Here is a 19,981-nt window from a genome sequence, read left to right as displayed (position 1 = left end):
TATCAATTTTTTGAAGATGAGCTCATCGGTCTTGGCTTCGATAAGATTTACCTTTGTCCGCACAAGCATACGGATGGGTGACTTGTAGAAAGCCTTCGCCTGAAATGCGGCTTAAAGCCGCTAAAGAGAATAACTTAAATTTAGAGCAGTGTGTAGTAATTGGAGGCAGGTGGACTGATTTGATGGCTACGGATGCGGTTGGGTGTATGAAGATATTGGTGAAAACAGGAAGCGGGATGGTTGTGTATAACAAATACAAAAATGGAGAGTTTTTTGGTCGGTGGAAAGATGTTACACCTGATTTGATCGCGGAGGATGTGAATGATGCGGTAAATTGGTTGTTCGCATAATTACCAGTACTGATAATCCGATAAAAGGCAAGCTCATGAAGATCCAAAATCCCATTTTAGATAGAATTGCATTTGTATTGAGCCAAAAATAGATTCCTTTAAACGTCAATCTTATGTCGCCTTTCCTGTGTATGACAGACAGATGATGATTGCTTACCAACATCCTATTCTATTAATTCCACACTTTCACGCCTTATGGTACTAATAATGCATCCTGCGGTATGTTTTTTGTTTGAAGGATTTTCACCTTTCTTGGCGAATGGTTTCAGGGGGGGTGAGATGAGTGATATCTTCATTAACAAAGGAGCAGTATATCGGGGAATTCACTTTAGGGTCCGGCATTCCGAGTGTGAAGTCTGGTGTAAATCGAGTGGTAGGGGATTGCAAAAGAGAAAACGGGACTCAAGAAGTCGAAATTCATCAGGTTCTGTGGTGCGGTGAAAACAAGTACGCGGTTATTCTAAACTATTATAAAGAGTCAAAGACTAATTTTTATTGAGCACTCAACGCTTTGGGTGCTTTTTCTTTGCCCAATTATCAAAGGAGCTGATGGTGATGTGAAGTGCCGATTTACCTGTCCTTTTCATGAATATCCAATGAATTTTTCCGATTGTTTGTCACACAACATCGCACAATCTCCTACTGAAAATCCTCCACAACCATAAAAACACTTCAACCAATGATTGAAGTGTTAAGGGCATCTTTTCGATTAATTTTCACTCATGAAAGGATTACCGTATTCAACTTTACGTCTATAAACAACGGTACCTTTTCGTTCTAGTCCTTTTACCGGAGCAATCGCTTTTACACCAACAACTAGCTTTCCTTTATTGAAAACCTTTGTTTCAGCAACTTGTTTTTTTGCTGCAACTAAATCGATATATCTAGTCATTCAAAAGCACCTCCCAAAAAAGATAATTTATGGTTTTTATGAGTTCTTCATTGGCAAAAATATGATTTACTGTTTCTTCATCAGTCAATACTTCATTACCCGTTATCGTTACGGTTAAAACTAATTCTTTTCCTATAGGGTAACATATTAAATAAGTTTTAAACAAATGTTCTTTTGTTAAGAAAATAATTTCTTCACCTTTAATATAACAATCTATAACTAAAACCCGATCAGGATGATTTTCTTCCAATCCATCATTAGCACCGAAAGAGTAAAAGTTGACATTACCGACTTTCCCCGCAACATGTTTTAGACCTTCGGTACCTACTTTCTTCCATACACCAACCCCATCAATGTTAAAACCAGGATGAATGGCATATACACTTCGGAGAGCATCAGTTAAAAATTCGTAAAGCCTATGTTTATCGGATTGTATAAGTTCTTTAGCCAATTTAAGCAGGAAAAGTGAAACTGCATCCCGTTCTTTTTGTCTTAATTGTGCCTTTTCCAGCTCAATTTTAGGATCTAAATAAAAGCCAAGTTCCTGTATAATGCTTTTTATTCGACCACACGCAATACTTACCGAAGCGGCAGGATTAGGTGTACTACGTATTTCGTATAACAAAGGATTAATTCCAACTAAATCTGAAAGAAGGTGATAATCTTCAATTTTCATCCCACTTATTTCCTTTGGAGTTAAATCCGGAATTAAATAAAATACGCGTCCTCTTCTTAATTTCCCCCAGAACAAACCCATCTCAAATAAAGTATTATCTCGTGTAATTAGAAAAGTAGCCCCACGGATGTTAATAATATCATCTGGGGAGCATATAAAGACAGCGAAATCATTATAATCCAATTGTGTTTCAAGGTCTTCCATGGTGTATTTTAATGGGTTGAATGTTCCAGCAAACCAAGGTGTAACTTCTGCAACATATCTTAGATCCTCATGAACAGCAGTAGCATAAGGAATTGCTTCCCTTGAGGAACCAATGAAGACTTTAGGTTTATTTTGTTTCATTTTTACCTCCTAGCGTGAACCGATTCAGCCGGTATTTGATGGGTATTTATATTTAATAATTTTAATAATACTGATTACTCCTAACCTACTATCATTATACCAATCTTCTATGTAATTTCCATAGTATTCAGTATGGAAATGTGTGAGGGAATGTTTTTAGCAAAGAATAGTGCGATGTACTTATGATTGTCTACGAAAAAAGGGAACGACCGAAGTAAATGAAACTGTTGGGTTTGGTTCCTCCAAAGCGGAATTTCTTTCTCACCGCATTAGGGTCTGTCACAATTTACCCTTTAATAAGCACCTAAAAAGGCAGATAAAGAAACCTTAGTATTCCCTTTTTTGCCTTAGAGAGTAACGTTTTCTCTGTTATCGCTTTTATCCCGCTTTCAATGAGCGGGTACTTTACTATTGGGCGAAAACTTATACAACCCAGTTTAAAAGCAGTGATCCCTACACGCAGTTGAAGAAGGTCATCCAAATCATCATCACTGATTTTGAACTGTTGCCTTCAAGCGGGATTCATAGTACATTCCTATTAATAGAACCATTGTCCGGCGTAATCTTCTCCGACCACTTGGAAATCCACGCATTACAAATTGGAAGACAGGGAGAAAAACCAGTAACCGACATGGATGATTTGGAAAAATGGTTATTATTTTTCAAAGGTGATCAAAAAGCAAAGGAGGAAGTCGCTATGGAAAGTTCCGCTTTTAAAGAAGCTTTCGATGAGATTCGCAGACTTAGTATGGATCCGGAAACTGTCGATTTAGCCATCAGCCGAGAATTTGCATTACGGGATCAGCTTACCAGATTGGAAGAGGCGGAGAATCGAGGAAAGGAACATGCAAAAAAGGAGTTTGTTCTGAAGATGTATGATGAATCGGCCCCACTAGATTTAATATGTAAGGTGACCGGTTTATCGAAAGAAGAGGTTCACTTGATTATCAATAATATGGCCAATAATTGACTTCATTATGAGTGTTAACATGAAACTCCGTTTGGTTGTGGTAATATGAGCATATAATAAGAAAAGACCAGATACGGGAACATCTGGTCAGTGCAACGGACATACCGCATTAAGTGCGGTTGGCCAGTAATGATGATTTTTGCAAAGGAGTAACTACCCTGCTTACGTGGATGTTAGCGGAGGGTGGTTACTTTTTTCTTTTGGTGTATAGAGAATCATCGCTACAGTCGTTGCAACTGTAGCGCAAATAATGCACAATACCTGGGCTCGTTTGATTACCATTCACTAAAAAGTATGACAAAAGGTATTCGTATTATGTTAGCATGAAATTAGATATCGGCTCTCATCAGCAACTTATGGGAGTCACCATTCACTATCATTATAAGGGGTGGGTTTGTGAAGCTATTATTTCCATTGTTAGCGATGTTAGGCGGTGCTGCAGTCGCCTTTCAAGTACAAATTAATGGTGGATTAGGGAAAAGGACGGGGGTATTAGAAGCTTCCCTAATCTCATTTGTTATAGGTACACTTGCATTATTTTTTATTGTTTTATTTTTTGGTAAAGGAAATTTTATGGCGGTTTCCACAGTCCCCAAATGGCAATTACTCGGTGGTCTGTTAGGTGCGTTTTATGTGATCGTAACAATATTAATCGTGCCAAAGCTTGGCGTTGCACCTACGCTCATTGCCGTCATTGCTGGGCAGATCTTATTGGGAGCGATTATCGATCATTTAGGACTATTTGGCGGAGAAGTTAAACCGATCGATTTTAAAAAATCCTTAGCTATTATTTTACTGTTTATCTCCCTGTATTTATTTAATCATAAATAACTTCCGGGAATAGGGACTAATTTTTTATTATCACCTTGTTAGGTACCCTGCACCCGTTCAATTCGAAATTGTTTGGTTGCCTAATACCACTTTGTAATACAATCGAAAAAAACTAACAAATGAGGCGAACGATATGTGTCGTAACATTAAAACACTGTTTAATTTTCACCCTCCAGCTACGACGGACGAAATATATGCAGCATCGCTCCAATATGTTCGGAAGGTTTCTGGTTTCAGTAAGCCATCCAAGGCGAATGAAGACGCTATTAATCGTGCTGTTGAGGAAGTGGTTATTGCTACACAGAATTTACTTAACACATTAGTAACGAATGCCGAACCCCGTAATCGAGAAGTAGAAGCTGAACGGGCTAAAGCCCGTAATGCAAAAAGATTTGGATTGGAAAATAGGGATTAATCTGTAGGGCCTGTGCAATACAGATTTATGACAATTCTATAAAAAGTTATATATATGCGTGAAGTAAGCCACTAATTGTTTATTTAGTTGGCTTTTTTCTTTACTTTACGCAATTTTAGTGTATTGCCTGAATAGCGTGTAGCACTGACACCTAATAATGAAAGGTACCAGGTACTGGAACAATTCGAAATTCAATGAGAACCTCAAATTAATTCGAACGTTGTTTTAATTCACCTATGTCCCCACAACCTCCATCGCATTATAAGGAAATTTGACCGCCTGCCGATTCGGTTAGCTGAACTTTTGGGAGTGACCTGACCCTTCGCAGTATTAGTAAGTGAGACTTGGTTTCTAAATGATTCAAAATTCAACGATAACCTGGAACCGAAATCATTTCATTAGTTCGGAATAATATTAGTTCACTCCTTTTATATATTTAGCAATATGTCTCTTAACTGCTCTGTACGACCTTCATAAACAAATCCTGATGGACATTTTAAATCCAAATTATACATAGCAAAAGAATATTTAGGTGGACAAAAATTAATTATCATCTTAGATGGTAATGAGTTTTGTACCGTCATTACAAATCCATCTACTATTTGTAATAACGTAATTCCATGAGTTTTAGCATATTCCATTGCACCTTCTTGAAAACTGGAAGTTGATATAAAAATGCCTTTGTTAGCACCTACTCTTTGTACTGTATCGTATAGAATTTGAATTTGAGAGCGTTTAATTTTATTTTTATATTTTTTACATTCAACTACAGCTTTATAATTTATCCCTAAATGAGTAAATTCTATTAGGCCGTCAAGTTGATAATTACCATCATAAGTTTTAATAACTTGATTGTGAGTAATCTTGGCGTGTTCAAAGGCACTACTTGTAGACTTAATTAAATTTAGACAATACACTTCAAATTCTTCTGGAGATAATTCTGTAACTATATTTTCTAATATATTCAATTTTCAAATCCCCCCAACCTCTTTATATAATCTAATTAACAAATAAAAAAAACGACGTCTATTAAATGAGTGTCATGCTCTGTTTATTCCTTAAATGTAAAACTACAAATACACATTTTATTATTCACTACTATTATCATGCCACTCTGAAAAATCAAAGTGGTATGATAATAAATATAGGAGGTGATATATATTGAAGGATTTAAAAAAACCAGGAATGGATAATCAACCGCCTGGCACTTATAAAGAAGTAGGTCCTAGAGGTGGCGATGTACCCAAACCTCGTATTGTTGAAATTGATAGAGGGGATAGACTTCCTCCAACACAAGAAAAAGGACGTAAGTGGGAAAAACAATGATAATAAAAGTTTATATCACCTAAAACGCTGACAAATCAACGTTTTAGGTGATCTTTTTATAAACCTTCACTAGAGTCCGGTTCGCTTTCAGGAATCCTAAAAATAGTCCCCAATTGTATTCGGCAAAGCGGATATCCCAAGTTGTAGAGAGAAGACTGTCTCGCCGCAAGCCTGATGTAGATATTTCCACGACACCTTCATCGAATGGAGGATCATTTTATGGACCATTTTTGTAAATTGTGAGACGGCAAAGCTATTATGGATAATGCCAGCGTCTACAGCATTTCAAAAATAAATGATAAACCGGCATCAAAAAATACCTTATTCCAACTATTAAGGTTATTAGCGCTCACTTGATTAGTTTTTCCAACGTAAAAAAGCTGCTCCCTAATCAATTTGAGCAGCAGTAGTCAGGAATTTTATTTTATATGTGTTAAACTTTAAACTTCAAAATCGCTTACGACACTATAATCAATAACAGCTGGTATTTCATTCATATACATTAAATCACGTATCATAGTTAAACGAATAGAAACATCCATATCGAAATACTCATTCTCTTCAGCAGGTAATATAGAATAAGGTACGTTTTTTACTACATATGCTTTTTCATCAATAGTCCATTTTACGTCTTTTGTTAATGATTTGGTTCCCGGTTTCATGGCGGCAACCTCCCTAACTATCGTTTTATGCATTGTGCATCCCCCTCTTCTATCAATTCCCTATATACATACATTTTAATCCTAATTCTTTACCGAATCAATCTGGGTGTTTCTTATTGTGTTCGATTATCCATTCCTTCATGTTCGCCAACTTGCGGTAATAGTCAGGGTTTAATTCACTTGCCCTGAATTGGACCGTTTCTGGTTCATTGTTTTTAAGATGAACTGTAATCATTTTAATAAAACGAACACCACTTTTGGCAATTACGAAACTGATTGCAAATGTATATTCTTGCGGATCTCCATTTTCAATCAAACTATAAGACAATGTTGGAAATCCCTTGAATTGTGCCTGGGTCACAGCATTTGTCGCCTTTACCCTTCCAATTAGGTCGATAATTACATTGTCCCTAATAGAGCCGATACGTTTTAGAATTCGATCTAAGGAATGACTACCAATTTGAACTATTTTTTTATACTTAAGGTCTTCGGGACTACTGGATCCAAGAATATTTTCTTTTTCCTCGAGAATATTATTTTTTTGATTTTTAGTGAGGTAGGAAATAGGAATGCCATATTTTTCAGCTTTTCGTATAGCATCTTTATCATATTCAGCTGCGATAGCTTTAATTTCCTCGATTTGTTTTGATTCAAAGTCAATTACATCATAAATGAGCATGGTTGCACCATCTTTAAATATGACAGTAAATCTTTTAGCCAAAAAAACACACCCCTTTCCCGATCCCCTAATCCTCACATTAGAGTACAGTCTACCTATTGCCAATCCATAGTTTACAGAATACTCAACCATAACTTTCGAGAAGCCGAAATCCCCTTCCTGATTTGAAGCAACGACCCTGTCAACAAGTTAGCAAAGGGTCGTTGCTTTTTCATTCTCCCCCTACCTCCCCAACACCTCCCCCGCATAATACGGAAACTTCACCGCCTCCCGCTTCAGCTCGCGGAATGTTTTAGAAAGGCCAGTCTCTTCGTAGAAAAGCGGATAGTCCATCCTATGGCTGATGTCGATGATGCGCTGTGCAAGCTGGCCGTAGATCTTGTGGTGCTTGGCCCTTGCGGCATCTTCCGTTTCGGCAAGGTAAAGCGCGTGTCTTTTCGGTTCTAACGGAATCGTGAAGAGCTTGATCGTGCACATTTGCAGATAGTTTTCGTCGCGCATTTTGAAAATCTCGGTGTAATCCAATTCTTTCGGAATCCGGCTTGCAGGTTCATCAAGATGTACGATTCCTTTTTGTACGGCGTAATAGACTGCGTGTGCTACTAGGGATTCATCGTAGTAAATGGCGTCATAGAGCAGTTCTTTCACGGTTTGTTCCAAATCCAACTACCTCCCCTGTATGTTTGTTGTACGCAGCGACGACTGTTCCTACAGGACCGTTCCTGTTTTTCGAGACGATTAGTTCGAGTGTTCTGTCGGTATCGTCTTTGGTGTAGTACGCGTTGCGGTAAAGGAAGATGATGATGTCGGCGTCTTCCTCGATTGAGCCGGACTCCCTCAGGTCGGACATGAGCGGGCGCTTGTCCATCCGCTGTTCGACGGCTCGGCTCAGTTGCGCAAGAGTGATGACTGGACAATTGAACTCGCGCGCCATTGCTTTTAAGTCCTTTGTAATTTGCGAGATTCGCAGATGCATATTGCTGCTTGTGTCCTCGGAATGAATGAGCGTCAAGTAGTCGATGAAGATGACCGGTTTCCTGTCAGGGTTTTCATGAATCATCTTCCGTACTTTCATCCGCATTTCCGCGACGGTCTGTTTGCTGCGGTCGAAAAATTGGATACTCGTTTTCGATAACATGCCGACTGTTTTCGGCCAAGCGGATTTCTGGGTTTCATTCAAAAGCAAATATGGATTTCGCATGCGGGTTCTTGAAAAACTGCCTGTTGAGGCTAACAGCCGGTCCCGCAAGCTTGAAGCGGACATTTCCAGCGAGAAGATAATCGGTAGGCGATTTTTCCAGCCAGCATGCTTCGCTAAGTGGAGCATGATGTCCGATTTCCCCATGCTTGGTCGTGCGGCGATAATCGTCAATTCCCCATCCTGGAACCCGTTTGTCATGTCATCCAACTGTCTAATTCCCGTCGTTGAGCCTTCCGCGATTTCCTGTTCGATAAATGGAGCTTCATAGACGTCGACCAACAGATCGGATATGGACGAGTGGTCGCTTGCACAGTTGTCGATGAGCGCCTCAAGCTCGCTCATGATGCGGTCGATTTGCCAGTTCTCCTGTGCAGCGACATGCAGCACATTATGCTTTTCTCGTTCCCGCCACACGTCAAGCATGGCTCCGACATGGATATCGAACTTTTCGATTTGCGCATAGCTCGTCAAGTCGTGTATGTAGTTCGCTCCACCTAAATCCTGCGGGTTATTCATCGTCAGCAACGTGATGAAGTCGACAGTCATCCCTTTCGCGTACAGCTCCTTCATCGATTGGAAGATCATTTTATGGACCGCATTTGTAAATTGTGAGACGGCTAAACCGGAGTCAGTTATCAAATAATTTTCTTTCAACATCGAGCCTAATACCGCTTTTTCTGCAATCACCACGCTTCCCCCTTCGTCAAGTCCAGTACGAATTCCGTCACTTTCGGTTTCCGCAGGAAATCATTTATTCTTATCTTTCTTTCTTTCTTACTTTCTTTAATAGGTGTTAGCTCTCTGTTAGTAGCTTGTTGGCTGACTGTTAGCCCGTTTGTTGGCACGTCCACGTTTTGCTGGTAAACGTCCCAGTTTGTAAGGGTGATGAGCCGGTTTTTGTTTGTTGATTCATCTGTTAGAAATCCGTATTTTTCAAATCGCTTCAATGCTGTTCTAACGTTCTGCACTGTTATGTATTTGCCGCTTTCTTCTGCAAGCTTAGGTAGGGATGTCAAGACTTGTCCCGGTTGCAACTCATATTTCTGCCCTCTCCACTCCCATTCACTTGCTTCATAGTTCACCATCATGAGCAAGGTCACAAGAATTGCTTGCTGTTCAGGTGTCGACGTCTTCCAAATCGCCTTGTCCTTCAGTTCCCGATGCAATTTCAACCATCCCTTATTCATATCCATTCCTCCCATTCGTGATCGGATAGCTCCGTTCACTTACTATATAGAGATGAAAAGGGGGAAAGGATACTCGATTGGAAATTTTTTTTAGAAAAATGTGACAGGAATAAAAAAAGAAGCATGATTCCTCATTTCAAGGGATTCATGCTTCAAGTGAACTATGATCAGATCTTAAACGATAGTTTCATTTTTTTTCCATCAATTCTTTTAATCTAGCATATGCTTGTTCATTCGCTACTAATGGGCTTTCTGATTTGATTGCTGGCACAATATATTCGTTTATCGATAGTCTTTCAAAATCATTACCGGTTTCAATAACAATTAGCTCTAGTTCGGGAACAACTATAATCCACTGACCAAATGCACCACGTGCTGAGAATACTCGCCCATTTTCACCATCATTCAAATAAAAATAGTAACCATAATCAGTCGTTCCTAATTCAGTATGTGGATGAAGGGATTCCTTCACCCACTCTTTTGGAACAATTTGTTCCCCATCCCATTTTCCATCATGAAGATAAAGGTAACCAAATCTTGCCATGTCCCGTGGAGTCATCCGGGAATAGGTTCCACCATGTGCTATTCCGTCAATTGTTACAAAAAATTCCAAACTATCCATCCCGATTCTACTGAATATCTTTTCTTTGCCATATTCGTTTAATGTCTTTCCAGATGCACGTTCAATAATGGCACCTAAAACGTAGGCTGCACCAGTATCATAGTTCCACTCACCCACTTGTTCCTTACTGATTGGTTGATCTAAATAATATTGAAGTAGACTTTCACTATTATCCCATACCTGAAAAATTTGATTATCTGAGTCCAATTCCGGCCACTGAATACCAGTTTTCATCAAAAGTAATTGTTCGATAGTCATATTTTCTTTTTCTTCACTCATATTTTCAAACGTCATGTCAGGAAAATAATCAAGTACACGGTCATTATGATTAATAATTCCTTCATCAAGTGCTATTCCAGCTACTGCGGAAGTTAGACTTTTCGTTACAGAATATGTATTATGCGGAAGCTTCTCATTGTATGGGAAAGTATATTTCTCTGCAATGATATGGCCATTTCGTATGATCAGTAAACCATGTAATTTTTTCGGGTCATTTTGGTCAATGTATTCAAACATCTCTACTAACTTTTCACTATCCATTCCTTGTTCCTCCGGTGTTGAAGTCGGCCATTCTTCTGTTGGCCAAACAGTAGGAAGTTCAGAAAGGATAACCTCTGATGTTTTTTCTTTTTCTCCCTTTTCCATCCACCCGATTCCATATCTTTCCAAATAACCGGTAATAGATAAAATAAGAAGAATAACTGCTACAATAATTACTCTAGATTTTTTCATGATTTCCGCTCCTTTGGACTATGAAATGTGCTGTGAGGTTCACTTGGTTGGTACAGAGCTACCGATCCCTCAAGCAACTTGGTACTACTATTACCTTATAGGGACAATGGAATTCTCCCTTTATCGAGCAAAATAGATAGTATTAGTTATTTATACTACTCTTTCAAAATTTTCAATTATTTTTTAGGTACCTGTGCAAGAAACATTCATGATAATTCAACCAATTTGTATAAATATCCACCACAGGTTCATCGCTACACGTTTCAAATTGAATATATATACAATTGTAGTGAATTTATTGAATAGTTTGCTGCACAGGTACCCAAAACAGGTACCCAAAACAATGTACGATTGTCTAACGAAAATGTACAAGCTGCTTCATTTCCTGTTCATATAATACTTTATCTTGAAGGAAAGGAGAGAAAATTATGGGATTAAGCTGTGACTGTAGAGCAACAGCAGAAATTATGAACGGTGCTATCTCGATTGGTCCTATTAATGTGGGGTATACACTCGACATTGAAATCTGCCCTAATTGTAGTCCAGGTGGTAGCTTTGTAAATGCTTCTTTTGTAATTTCAGCACCACTAATTCCTAATGTGACTGTCCGTTTTACTGCAGATGGGCCAGGCATTGGGTTTCCAGACTGTGACAACGGCGTGCTAACTGTCGAAGTCGATGGCACTTTAGTTGTAGGCGGGATATCTACTGATGTAACCGTTACATTAGAACTTGATTCGATTAACCAAAGGGTATGTATTACTGGACTTGATCTTCCAATAATCACACTTCCGTGTTTAGCGGCTAGCGTCACGGTTGAAAGTTGCTAATCGTTCATACAGGTTTGTAAAGGTACCTGTGCAAAACACAATTATGGTAATTCACAATTGTGTGGTGCACAGGTACCAAAAAATTAGACAAAATTAAACTAATAAAGTTTCACATTTATCAAAATACAAGGACTTTCCTTCCCATTCAGAGAATGTTCTAAGTAGACAGTAATGGAGGTAATTAATCTTGCACATTCAAGCAGTATTTTTAGATAGAGATGGAACTATAGGTGGCAGTGATCGTGTTATTTATCCTAAGGAGTTTACGCTGTTCCCCGGCGTTGCAGATTCAATACAGCAACTGAAAAAAGCGGGGATTTTAATATATTCATTCACAAATCAACCAGGCATTTCAAAGGGCGAAGTGTCCTTTAAATGCTTTGAAGAAGAGCTTACTAATTTTGGCTTCGATAAGATTTACCTTTGTCCGCATGGGCATACAGATGGATGTACATGTAGAAAGCCTTCGCCTGGGATGCTGCTTACAGCCGCTGAAGAGAATAACTTGAATTTAGAGCATTGTGTAATCATTGGAGACAGATGGACTGATTTGATAGCTGCGGATGAGGTTGGGAGTAAGAAGATATTAGTGAAAACGGGGAGTGGGATGGATGCATACAACAAATACATAAATGGAAAGTTTTTTGGACGGTGGAATGCTGTTACACCTGATTTGATCGCCAAGGATGTTAATGAGGCGGTAGATTGGTTGTTGGGTTGATAGCTCAATGCAAATTAGTCCATGTCCCACTCCCTACAGAAAACACAAGGCATATACTTAAATAGTGATGATAAGGAGGATACGATGAAAAAGACAATCGCAATTGTTATTTTTGTTGTAGTGATATTATTTTCATGTTTCATTTTAGCAAGTTATCATGGACTGCCTTGGAAAAAGACATCTACAGGAAATGAATTGAAAAAATACGTAGAAGATAAGTACGAGATCAGTGTCAGCATAAAAGAGAATTACTTTAATACAAAATTTGGAACCTATGGAACGACGTTTGTGGTAGATGGTGACAAGAACATTATCTTTAATGCAGAAAAATATAAGGACCGTAATTCAGATTTTTATGCTGAGGCGCTTTGGGTAAATGAAGCGAATGAAGATTTGAAGCCTGTGATTGAAGAATCGTTTGCAACCCTCTCTATTCAGGATTACAGCGTACATCCTGTTTACGGGATAGGACATGATTTGAAGGTCGGAAAAGAAGTCCCAAGCTATAAGGAGGTCAAAACAGGAGTCGAGTTAAGCATCCGTTTCAAAGACGCGTGGACAGAAGAAAATGAAGAAAAACTAATAGCAGAAGTCGCTTCTTTTATTGAGAGAGCGCATTCGAAAGGCATAAAGAATATCTCAATGCGATTTTTTCTACAAGATAAAGTAATGGAAGACGGTAGAATAAATACGTTTTCAATATTAATCGAAGACATTGATCTCAGCACAATCAAAACAAAGGAAGATGTAAAAAAGTACATCACCACTTTTTGAACCTTCTCTTCAAGCCAGTAAAGGGTACCAGGTTCTAAAACAATTCAAAATTTAGTGAGAACCTGGTACTGAAAAGATTTGGTGGCTACGGGTGAAGTTGGGTGTTAGAAGATATTGGTGAAAACAGGGAGTGGGAAGGAAGCGTATAACATATATATTAATGGCGAGTTTTTTGGTCTGTGGAAAGATGTTACTCCTGAATCATTTGTTCGAACATCGTGCCTACCTTTCCGTAATTGCAATACGGGTCAAATTACTGGGTCTCAATCGTAAACCCGATTGGATAGGATACGCCAATTTTATTGTGAAAAAACGTTGGTACCTAAGGTTGAACTTTATAATTATAGCAAACCACCGATTCTTCCTTTTTAAATCCTTCTTTAGTATAAAGATTAACTGCTCGTTCGTTTTCAGCATTGACGCTTAAAACCGTCTTTGGAAGCCCGATACTATTTCCAAATTCAAGTGCTTTTCTCAATAACTGACGTCCTAATCCTTTCCCTTGATATTCAGGGACGAGAGCTATAGTACCGATGTTCAGCACAAATTCATTATTGTAAAACTCTCTAGATGAGCGTACGACCCCAACCGGCTTTTCTTGGTGATAAAGAAGAGAGATTCCACCTTCTAAATAATCTTCTTTATTCTCCATGTTTTTAACGTCTTCGACTGTCAGCGGCGTCTCCGAACCTTTAAGTGTTGCAAAACCAGTGTTTCGCACATAAAGATAGTCTTCCTCATCTTTATTAAATTCAAAGGTTTTAAATGAGTAGTCCTTTGGTAAGTTTGGTTGTGCGACATCCATGGCTTCTCTTGATAGAAAATAGGCGTAACGTTCAATAGTAAACTGCATGGAATGAAAAATATCCCGGACGATAATATTGTCTTCTTGAATAAAAAGATAGACATCGTTTATTTCTGTTATGTGGGGCTTTATCCTCTCGATCATCAGCTTGTAAATATTTAGGTTAGGTTCTATGGAGTGAAAGATCCGCCAGCGTCCTTTTTTTCCTTTCTTAAAATATGAATCCTGGATGAGAGAAACCCCGGCAATAATTTTTGATTGGTCATCTAAAACTATATACGTTGGATTGTCCTGATCAGGCTGAAAGATTTTTAGGTCTTCCTCATAAAGATAAGAATCATCTACCTCATTCCTGCATTTTCTGCAGAAATCTATAAAATCTGTATATCTAGCTTCAGATAAATATTCAATATTCATAAATCGCCCCTCCTACACTTTATCTAATACTGTTTCCATACTCACGATACAAAATATTCAGTCACCACAACATATATGTTTTCATTCCAATAAACATGTTTTATTAATCGTGATTTTATGGGGTACCTGTGCAAGAAACATTCATGACAATTCAACCAATTTGTATAAATATCCTTCACTGGTGCATACATACACGTTTTCCGATGAATATATATACAATTGTAGTGAATTTATTGAATAGTGTGCTGCACAGGTACCTAATCAAACTATTCCATTTGATAAGCGTAGCGGCTTACCTTCTCCGTATGGATATAATACTTGTCAATGGATTCCGGAAGCTGATTGACAAGAAAGGCATTACGATCAACAAACAACTGTGTCAGGAAAGAATCAACCTCCCTTTTATCGTAATCCTCTTGAGCAAAAGTTTCATAAGCATTCAATGGAGTCAACCCGACTAATAAAGTCATTCCGAACAATAGAACCAAGCGGAACAAGCCAAACTCCTCCTTACTTCATTTATTTTCCTATATTTGTTGATGGTGCCCTACTTTTCAAATCATCTTATAATGGTTCACTTCAATATAAATTATCCGTTTCCTAATCAAACATGGAAACAAGCCGTTTTTCCGATATTTGATCCGAAAATATCGTAATATACTCGGAGCAAAGGTGAAGTTTTTACCAAGCATACCAAATCGATTTGAAGGGGGAGCTGCAAAACAAAAATCCGGTAACCTTTATCAAATAATTACATATGTAAATAATTGAAAAAAAGAGCCGGATGAAACGGTTGCAGGTATGTTACTTTTTGCGAAAACATCCTCACTAAATCCTTGGAAAAAGACATCCACAGGAAACGAATTAAAAGAATACGTAGAAGATAAGTACGAAATCAGTGTCAGCATAAAAGAGAATTACTTTAATACAAAATTTGGAACCTATGGAACGATGTTTGTGGTAGATAGTAACAAGAACATTACCTTTAATGCAGAAAAATATAAGGACCGTAATTCAGATTTTTATGCTGAGGCGCTTTGGGTAAATGAAGCGAAGCGAGTGATGATTTGAAGCCTGTGATTGAAGATTCGTTTGCAACCCTCTCTATTCAGGATTACAGCGTACATCCTGTTTACGGAATAGGACATGATTTGAAGGTCGGAAAAGAAGTCCCCAGCTATAAGGAGGTCAAAACAGGAGTCGAGTTAAGCATCCGTTTCAAAGACGCGTGGACAGAAGAAAATGAAGAAAAACTAATAGCAGAAGTCGCTTCTTTTATTGAGAGAGCGCATTCGAAAGGCATAAAGAATATCTCAATGCGATTTTTTCTACAAGATAAAGTAATGGAAGACGGTAGAATAAATACGTTTTCAATATTAATCGAAGACATTGATCTCAGCACAATCCAAACAAAGGAAGATGTAAAAAAGTACATCACCACTTTTTGAACCTTCTCTTCAAGCCAAAAAGCCCTTTCAAATGAGGGCTTTTTCATTGATGGGTATTAGGTTCTATAACAATTCGAAATTCAATGAGAACCTGATACCTGAAACAATTTTCAAGATAAATTTTATTATCCTTATTGAACTAAAGAGCCCGTTAGCTTAATAAAAGCCTGCAGATGCTATCATTGCCATGCTTCTATATCTTCAATGCAAACGATAATTTAAGCCAAACTGTATTGACCGAAGTTTTCTCTTCATGTTTTACCTTTTTCAATATAGAAATCAAATCCTGTTGATTAGAAAGTGGTATTAGTTAAAGTAATGCTCGGATCATAGTCACTAATAACCTCGACGATTCCTGTGTTCACCGGAAATATATGGTGTTCCAAACCATCTGCTAAATTGCCGGGAAAATATGGCTTGAACCGATCTAAATATTCAGAGTCCAAAGCTTTATAAAAACAAGCATCGAAATTGTTTAGACGACTCTTATCCCTGGCTGCCTCTGCATGTGAGGCAAGCATGGACATGGGGATTTCACTGGTATAACGAAAAGATACAACATAATCTCCCAAATAGTTTGTCCTTTTATCATATATGATATCTACTGTAGTCCTCATTTTATCTACTAAAGTTATAGTTAGCCCCTTGTCACTGAAACTCATATCAAATTTAACTACTTCACTTAATCTTTTAGTAAATTCATCAGTAGGTTCCCAAGTGATTAGTGTTGGTTTTCTTTTCATGCTCTGACCAACTTTCATATTTTATGATTCTATAGGTATTACCGAACCCTCATAGTACTAATTTTATCATAAGTACCTGAATGAACATGGATTTGTATTAGTGCCAGTTGATCTATATAGTGTTAAACATTTTACATATATTAATTTATTTGACACAATCGCTAAATAACCTTCTTATTGAACTAACCTGCCCCGTTAGTTGAAGAAGAACTGAGTTATTACTTTTTTACTGAAGTTTTCTTTACAAGGAAGAAAGAAATTGCTAAGGAAATGAATCCAAATATAAAGACATTTAGCCAAGATATTTCTAGATTGAAAGGCGACATAACCTCCATATTAAATGTATATAATGCCCACCATTCATCCCCTGTCGACAGATAGAGAGAGACAAACAACAAAACCCCAAATAACATAACAGCATTTACAAGCCAAAGGATTATTTTCATATTCTACTCCCCAATTTAGACGCTTTACACTTAATTCATTTTAGCATTCTTGTTAAACTAAACTGCCCCTTTAGTTCAATAACTCATGAATTGTTTTTGCTGAACTTTTTGACAGGATATAGATGGTATGAGTATCGTTTAAATTCATTATCGTGCCACTTTCTTCATTTATCCAAAGAAAATAGGATTCTTCGCCAATTTCAACTTTATACTCAGGGTCAGCCATATTAACTATACCAGGCATTTTTACAGCATTATTGAACGCTTTCACAAAGTCATTAACAACTTCGGTGTCTGTAAAGGAGGTCAATGAATCTTTTTTGATATCCGAAAAACTTTCCATTTCGTAAACCACTACTTTTTGATTGTTTTTAGAGGTACATCCACTAACGAAAAACATAGTGAAAACCACAGCTATCAATAACAGTGACATTCTTTTCAATGAAGCACCTCCCTCCCTCAAAAAAATTAGACAAAATTAAACTAATAAAGTTTCACATTTATCAAAAAACAAGGATTTCCCTTCCCATTTAGAGAATGATGTAATGATACATGAAAGGAGGTAATTCATCTTGCAGATTCAAAAGGGGAAAGGAGTTTACATAGTGAAAAAAGAGAGTGATCATTTATATTTCATCGATAATATAAAAATAGCTTTAATTATGCTTGTAGTAGCTCACCATGCTGGACAAGCCTATGGGCCAGGTGGTTGGTGGTACTTTTTAGATGATAAATCTATCAACTGGTTGGGGATATTTTTCTTTGTAAATGCATCATTTTTCATGAGTATGTTTTTCTTTTTATCAGCCTATTTTCTCCCTCAATCCATCGCGAAAAAAGGGCCGAAACGGTTTTTAAAAGAACGGCTTATTCGAATCGGTATTCCATTACTCTTTGGATTTCTCGTGATGATTCCTATTCTAATGTATTTATATTATATTAATTTCCGGGATTATGAACCTATCTCATTTCCCTCTTACTATGTTAATATATTTTTCGGACTTGGTAGTGAACCCACGAATTGGTCAGGACCTTCATGGCCTGATATGCAATTTGGCCATTTATGGTTTTTGGAGCATTTACTTGTGTATGCGGTCGTGTTTTCAGTCTGGACCTACTTTACATCCAAGAAACCTACGAAAAAGTTGGACGGAAACATTAAGGTTTATCAGATTCTTTCTCTGTTGTTGATTGTTAGTTTAGTGACTTTCATTACAAGGATATGGTTTCCTATTGATCATTGGTCAGCTTTCTTAGGAGTTATTCAAACAGAATTTGCACATGTACCACAGTATGTGAGTTTCTTCTTTTTGGGCATTATGGCCTTTCAACGCAAATGGTTTTTAACTATGAGTGCGAGGGTAGGATACATCTATCTTAGTATTGGAGGCTTACTTGTAGCTATTTTGTATTTTGGAGGGAATTCATTAGGTCCTTTTCTTTTAAAGGGTGGACTATACTTTGGTTCGTTCACTCGATCCTTAATTGAGACGTTACTGTGCATTACGCTTGTAATAGGCCTTTTAGTTTTATTTCGAGAAAAAGTTAACGGCACGAATCGTTGGACTAAGATGTTAGCAAACAATGTATTTGTCGTTTATTTCATCCATGTCTTAGTAGTTGTCTTCCTTCAATATGCACTGAATAACCTACCCATTTCTGTCTGGGCCAAATTTCTTGCGACGGTATTTTTAGGGATCATTCTAAGTTTTTTGTTAGCTATTTTTGTATGGCGAAAGATTCCATACCTCAAACAAATGATGTGAAGGGAAAGTTTTTTGTTTGAAGGATTTTCACCTTTGTTGGCGAATGGTGTCAGTGGGGGTGAGATGGATGATATCTACATTAACAAAGGGGCAGTATATCGGAGAATTCACTTTAGGGTCCGTCATTCTGAGTGTAAAATCTGGTGTAGATCGAATTGTAGGGAACTGCAAAAGAGAAAAAGGAACTCAAGAAGTCGAAATCCATCAGGTTCTGTGGTGCGGTGAAAACAAGTACGCGGTTATTCTAAACTATTATAAAGAGACAAAGACCAATATCTATTAAGCATTCCAATCTTTGGGTGCTTTTTCTTTGCCTAAAAATCATAGGGGGCGGATGGTGAGATTCAGAGAAAGTGAGAGACAACAGTATAGGGTACCACGTTCTAAAACAACTCAAAATTTAATGAGAACCTTGTACTAAAACGAATAAGAACCAACCGCTTTAACAGTTGGCTCTCTCATTTCTGTCTTCGTTAACAAAGTACGATTATTGTAGAGGGTGTTGTTTGAGCTGGAATGCTTCTCGTCGAAACACTATAGATAACAACCAGATCTCGGCTGGCCGGATTTCCGTTAAAATCCTGGCCGTTCTCGAGAATGATTTCTGTTTGCCTCGATGGATTTAATCGTAACATGCCGTCGCTGCTTAGTAATTGGCTGTTGAAGAAACTCACTTCTACGGAGTAATCACTGTGGACTTTCGCCATCACGATCGCCCGATATTGCGGAGGGTATATTAACGGTACTGGCGCATTCGCATCGTAATAGCCTGTTACAATATCACCGACCCTCACTTTCTCATGCCTAACAAAATAAGTGGTAGGCTCGACAACAAAATTCACTATCGAACCGTCCCTGTCTGTCAATGAAAATAATTTATAACAGCCTGCATTTGGATCGTTTGTCATGATTGGAAAGTCTTCGATCCCCATCACTCTACCAGTAAAAGATAGAAAGTTCGTCAATTGCATACCTCCATCATTGAAATGTTCTATACATAGTATGCATGCACTTTGCTTAGTGATGGCTTCAATATCCCTCAACTCTTATTTGGTACCAATAACAATCTCCTTTGTTTTATTGTCAGAATAATAGTATAGTTTAAACGAAGTGTAAAATCATGTCTTGTTCATGTAACGGGCG

General features: G+C 37.8%; 26 protein-coding genes and 2 pseudogenes. 12 read left to right on the top strand and 16 right to left on the bottom strand.

Annotated features, from left to right (window positions below; translation table 11 throughout):
- Nucleotides 1-104: 104 nt before the first annotated feature.
- Entirely contained in the window at nt 105-350 is a 246-nt protein-coding gene (locus tag P5G49_RS17510) for an HAD hydrolase-like protein (protein WP_363322182.1), read from the top strand.
- A gap of 4 nt (nt 351-354) precedes the next feature.
- Here the strand turns inward: P5G49_RS17510 and P5G49_RS12020 are convergent.
- Nucleotides 355-495: pseudogene (locus tag P5G49_RS12020) on the bottom strand (DUF3267 domain-containing protein); the annotation flags it as partial.
- Nucleotides 496-633: 138 nt separating this feature from the next.
- On the opposite strand from P5G49_RS12020, the gene P5G49_RS12015 reads away from it, so the two are divergent.
- Nucleotides 634-849: a hypothetical protein gene (locus P5G49_RS12015; RefSeq protein WP_301244115.1), complete on the top strand. Its 216-nt coding sequence runs from the start codon at nt 634-636 to the stop codon at nt 847-849.
- Nucleotides 850-1,059: 210 nt separating this feature from the next.
- Here the strand turns inward: P5G49_RS12015 and P5G49_RS12010 are convergent, their stop codons facing one another.
- Together P5G49_RS12010 and P5G49_RS12005 are read right to left on the bottom strand one after the other, a co-directional pair.
- Nucleotides 1,060-1,242 (bottom strand): hypothetical protein, encoded by a 183-nt coding sequence (locus P5G49_RS12010; protein WP_301244113.1) that lies wholly within the window; start codon nt 1,240-1,242, stop codon nt 1,060-1,062.
- The gene (locus P5G49_RS12005) at nt 1,235-2,263 is read right to left on the bottom strand and encodes a TIR domain-containing protein (protein WP_301244111.1); all 1,029 of its coding nucleotides are present in this window, start codon (nt 2,261-2,263) and stop codon (nt 1,235-1,237) included. The genes P5G49_RS12010 and P5G49_RS12005 overlap by 8 nt, the downstream gene beginning before the upstream one ends.
- A 397-nt stretch (nt 2,264-2,660) precedes the next feature.
- Here P5G49_RS12005 and P5G49_RS12000 point away from each other — a divergent pair.
- From P5G49_RS12000 to P5G49_RS11990, 3 genes and pseudogenes are all read left to right on the top strand, one after another.
- Nucleotides 2,661-3,233, top strand: a pseudogene (locus tag P5G49_RS12000) (Rpn family recombination-promoting nuclease/putative transposase); the annotation flags it as partial.
- Nucleotides 3,234-3,629: 396 nt separating this feature from the next.
- Complete coding sequence (locus P5G49_RS11995; protein WP_301244109.1) at nt 3,630-4,064, top strand: DMT family transporter; 435 nt, start codon at nt 3,630-3,632, stop codon at nt 4,062-4,064.
- A gap of 133 nt (nt 4,065-4,197) precedes the next feature.
- Nucleotides 4,198-4,479: a DUF2277 domain-containing protein gene (locus P5G49_RS11990; RefSeq protein WP_301244108.1), complete on the top strand. Its 282-nt coding sequence runs from the start codon at nt 4,198-4,200 to the stop codon at nt 4,477-4,479.
- A gap of 428 nt (nt 4,480-4,907) precedes the next feature.
- Here P5G49_RS11990 and P5G49_RS11985 read toward each other — a convergent pair whose 3' ends face one another.
- A complete protein-coding gene (locus P5G49_RS11985; RefSeq protein ID WP_301244107.1) occupies nt 4,908-5,447 on the bottom strand; it encodes a restriction endonuclease in 540 nt (179 codons plus the stop codon).
- A 193-nt stretch (nt 5,448-5,640) separates the two neighbouring features.
- Between P5G49_RS11985 and P5G49_RS11980 the strand changes: the two genes are divergently transcribed.
- Entirely contained in the window at nt 5,641-5,805 is a 165-nt protein-coding gene (locus P5G49_RS11980; RefSeq protein WP_301244106.1) for a YjzC family protein, read from the top strand.
- 440 nt (nt 5,806-6,245) lie between these two features.
- Here the strand turns inward: P5G49_RS11980 and P5G49_RS11975 are convergent, their stop codons facing one another.
- From P5G49_RS11975 to P5G49_RS11945, 7 genes are all read right to left on the bottom strand, one after another.
- Nucleotides 6,246-6,500, bottom strand: a complete 255-nt coding sequence (locus P5G49_RS11975; protein WP_301244104.1) for a hypothetical protein — start codon at nt 6,498-6,500, stop codon at nt 6,246-6,248.
- 64 nt (nt 6,501-6,564) lie between these two features.
- Nucleotides 6,565-7,188, bottom strand: coding sequence for a hypothetical protein (locus P5G49_RS11970; RefSeq protein WP_301244102.1), 624 nt, complete (start codon nt 7,186-7,188; stop codon nt 6,565-6,567).
- A gap of 180 nt (nt 7,189-7,368) precedes the next feature.
- Nucleotides 7,369-7,806 carry a hypothetical protein gene (locus P5G49_RS11965; RefSeq protein ID WP_301244101.1) on the bottom strand — a complete coding sequence of 146 codons (438 nt, stop codon included), beginning with the start codon at nt 7,804-7,806 and terminating at the stop codon, nt 7,369-7,371.
- A complete protein-coding gene (locus tag P5G49_RS11960) occupies nt 7,775-9,034 on the bottom strand; it encodes a replicative DNA helicase (RefSeq protein ID WP_301244100.1) in 1,260 nt (419 codons plus the stop codon). Before P5G49_RS11960 ends, P5G49_RS11965 begins: the two co-directional genes overlap by 32 nt.
- Complete coding sequence (locus tag P5G49_RS11955; RefSeq protein ID WP_301244099.1) at nt 9,031-9,534, bottom strand: hypothetical protein; 504 nt, start codon at nt 9,532-9,534, stop codon at nt 9,031-9,033. Before P5G49_RS11955 ends, P5G49_RS11960 begins: the two co-directional genes overlap by 4 nt.
- Nucleotides 9,535-9,721: 187 nt before the next feature.
- Nucleotides 9,722-10,888 (bottom strand): serine hydrolase domain-containing protein, encoded by a 1,167-nt coding sequence (locus tag P5G49_RS11950; protein WP_301244097.1) that lies wholly within the window; start codon nt 10,886-10,888, stop codon nt 9,722-9,724.
- Between the two features lie 355 nt (nt 10,889-11,243).
- Nucleotides 11,244-11,675, bottom strand: coding sequence for a hypothetical protein (locus tag P5G49_RS11945; RefSeq protein ID WP_301244095.1), 432 nt, complete (start codon nt 11,673-11,675; stop codon nt 11,244-11,246).
- Nucleotides 11,676-11,902: 227 nt separating this feature from the next.
- Between P5G49_RS11945 and P5G49_RS11940 the strand changes: the two genes are divergently transcribed.
- Nucleotides 11,903-12,439: an HAD-IIIA family hydrolase gene (locus tag P5G49_RS11940; protein ID WP_301244212.1), complete on the top strand. Its 537-nt coding sequence runs from the start codon at nt 11,903-11,905 to the stop codon at nt 12,437-12,439.
- An 84-nt stretch (nt 12,440-12,523) separates the two neighbouring features.
- Nucleotides 12,524-13,213 (top strand): YfjL-like protein, encoded by a 690-nt coding sequence (locus P5G49_RS11935; protein WP_301244093.1) that lies wholly within the window; start codon nt 12,524-12,526, stop codon nt 13,211-13,213.
- Between the two features lie 322 nt (nt 13,214-13,535).
- Here P5G49_RS11935 and P5G49_RS11930 read toward each other — a convergent pair whose 3' ends face one another.
- Complete coding sequence (locus P5G49_RS11930) at nt 13,536-14,435, bottom strand: GNAT family N-acetyltransferase (protein ID WP_301244091.1); 900 nt, start codon at nt 14,433-14,435, stop codon at nt 13,536-13,538.
- Nucleotides 14,436-14,701: 266 nt separating this feature from the next.
- Complete coding sequence (locus P5G49_RS11925; RefSeq protein ID WP_301244090.1) at nt 14,702-14,932, bottom strand: hypothetical protein; 231 nt, start codon at nt 14,930-14,932, stop codon at nt 14,702-14,704.
- 304 nt (nt 14,933-15,236) lie between these two features.
- Between P5G49_RS11925 and P5G49_RS11920 the strand changes: the two genes are divergently transcribed.
- Together P5G49_RS11920 and P5G49_RS11915 are read left to right on the top strand one after the other, a co-directional pair.
- A complete protein-coding gene (locus P5G49_RS11920) occupies nt 15,237-15,506 on the top strand; it encodes a hypothetical protein (RefSeq protein ID WP_301244089.1) in 270 nt (89 codons plus the stop codon).
- On the top strand, nt 15,503-15,883 hold the full coding sequence (locus P5G49_RS11915) for a hypothetical protein (RefSeq protein ID WP_301244087.1): 381 nt from the start codon (nt 15,503-15,505) through the stop codon (nt 15,881-15,883). Before P5G49_RS11920 ends, P5G49_RS11915 begins: the two co-directional genes overlap by 4 nt.
- A 293-nt stretch (nt 15,884-16,176) precedes the next feature.
- On the opposite strand, the gene P5G49_RS11910 is transcribed toward P5G49_RS11915, so the two are convergent.
- Together P5G49_RS11910 and P5G49_RS11905 are read right to left on the bottom strand one after the other, a co-directional pair.
- Nucleotides 16,177-16,626, bottom strand: a complete 450-nt coding sequence (locus P5G49_RS11910) for a hypothetical protein (RefSeq protein ID WP_301244085.1) — start codon at nt 16,624-16,626, stop codon at nt 16,177-16,179.
- 516 nt (nt 16,627-17,142) lie between these two features.
- Nucleotides 17,143-17,505, bottom strand: a complete 363-nt coding sequence (locus tag P5G49_RS11905) for a YhfM domain-containing protein (protein ID WP_487247671.1) — start codon at nt 17,503-17,505, stop codon at nt 17,143-17,145.
- A gap of 139 nt (nt 17,506-17,644) precedes the next feature.
- Here P5G49_RS11905 and P5G49_RS11900 point away from each other — a divergent pair, with 139 nt between their 5' ends.
- Both P5G49_RS11900 and P5G49_RS11895 read left to right on the top strand, forming a co-directional pair.
- A complete protein-coding gene (locus tag P5G49_RS11900; RefSeq protein ID WP_301244082.1) occupies nt 17,645-18,838 on the top strand; it encodes an acyltransferase family protein in 1,194 nt (397 codons plus the stop codon).
- A gap of 67 nt (nt 18,839-18,905) precedes the next feature.
- Nucleotides 18,906-19,121 carry a hypothetical protein gene (locus P5G49_RS11895; protein WP_301244081.1) on the top strand — a complete coding sequence of 72 codons (216 nt, stop codon included), beginning with the start codon at nt 18,906-18,908 and terminating at the stop codon, nt 19,119-19,121.
- A gap of 190 nt (nt 19,122-19,311) precedes the next feature.
- Here the strand turns inward: P5G49_RS11895 and P5G49_RS11890 are convergent, their stop codons facing one another.
- Entirely contained in the window at nt 19,312-19,803 is a 492-nt protein-coding gene (locus P5G49_RS11890) for a hypothetical protein (RefSeq protein ID WP_301244080.1), read from the bottom strand.
- Nucleotides 19,804-19,981: the final 178 nt, after the last annotated feature.

Source organism: Sporosarcina highlanderae, assembly GCF_030433715.1.
Taxonomy (GTDB): domain Bacteria; phylum Bacillota; class Bacilli; order Bacillales_A; family Planococcaceae; genus Sporosarcina; species Sporosarcina highlanderae.
Note: the sequence above shows the minus strand (reverse complement) of the source record. Positions and strands in the feature narration are given on the sequence as shown.

What these genes read in the sequence shown, in the direction of transcription:
- P5G49_RS11990 (WP_301244108.1), top strand. Translation starts at nt 4,198, where the DNA reads ATGTGTCGTAACATTAAAACACTGTTTAATTTTCACCCTCCAGCTACG.
- P5G49_RS12010 (WP_301244113.1), bottom strand. Translation starts at nt 1,242, where the DNA reads ATGACTAGATATATCGATTTAGTTGCAGCAAAAAAACAAGTTGCTGAA.
- P5G49_RS11975 (WP_301244104.1), bottom strand. Translation starts at nt 6,500, where the DNA reads ATGCATAAAACGATAGTTAGGGAGGTTGCCGCCATGAAACCGGGAACC.
- P5G49_RS17510 (WP_363322182.1), top strand. Translation starts at nt 105, where the DNA reads ATGCGGCTTAAAGCCGCTAAAGAGAATAACTTAAATTTAGAGCAGTGT.
- P5G49_RS11935 (WP_301244093.1), top strand. Translation starts at nt 12,524, where the DNA reads ATGAAAAAGACAATCGCAATTGTTATTTTTGTTGTAGTGATATTATTT.
- P5G49_RS11930 (WP_301244091.1), bottom strand. Translation starts at nt 14,435, where the DNA reads ATGAATATTGAATATTTATCTGAAGCTAGATATACAGATTTTATAGAT.
- P5G49_RS11955 (WP_301244099.1), bottom strand. Translation starts at nt 9,534, where the DNA reads ATGAATAAGGGATGGTTGAAATTGCATCGGGAACTGAAGGACAAGGCG.
- P5G49_RS11895 (WP_301244081.1), top strand. Translation starts at nt 18,906, where the DNA reads ATGATATCTACATTAACAAAGGGGCAGTATATCGGAGAATTCACTTTA.
- P5G49_RS12005 (WP_301244111.1), bottom strand. Translation starts at nt 2,263, where the DNA reads ATGAAACAAAATAAACCTAAAGTCTTCATTGGTTCCTCAAGGGAAGCA.
- P5G49_RS11950 (WP_301244097.1), bottom strand. Translation starts at nt 10,888, where the DNA reads ATGAAAAAATCTAGAGTAATTATTGTAGCAGTTATTCTTCTTATTTTA.
- P5G49_RS11920 (WP_301244089.1), top strand. Translation starts at nt 15,237, where the DNA reads ATGTTACTTTTTGCGAAAACATCCTCACTAAATCCTTGGAAAAAGACA.
- P5G49_RS11905 (WP_487247671.1), bottom strand. Translation starts at nt 17,505, where the DNA reads ATGTCACTGTTATTGATAGCTGTGGTTTTCACTATGTTTTTCGTTAGT.
- P5G49_RS11910 (WP_301244085.1), bottom strand. Translation starts at nt 16,626, where the DNA reads ATGAAAAGAAAACCAACACTAATCACTTGGGAACCTACTGATGAATTT.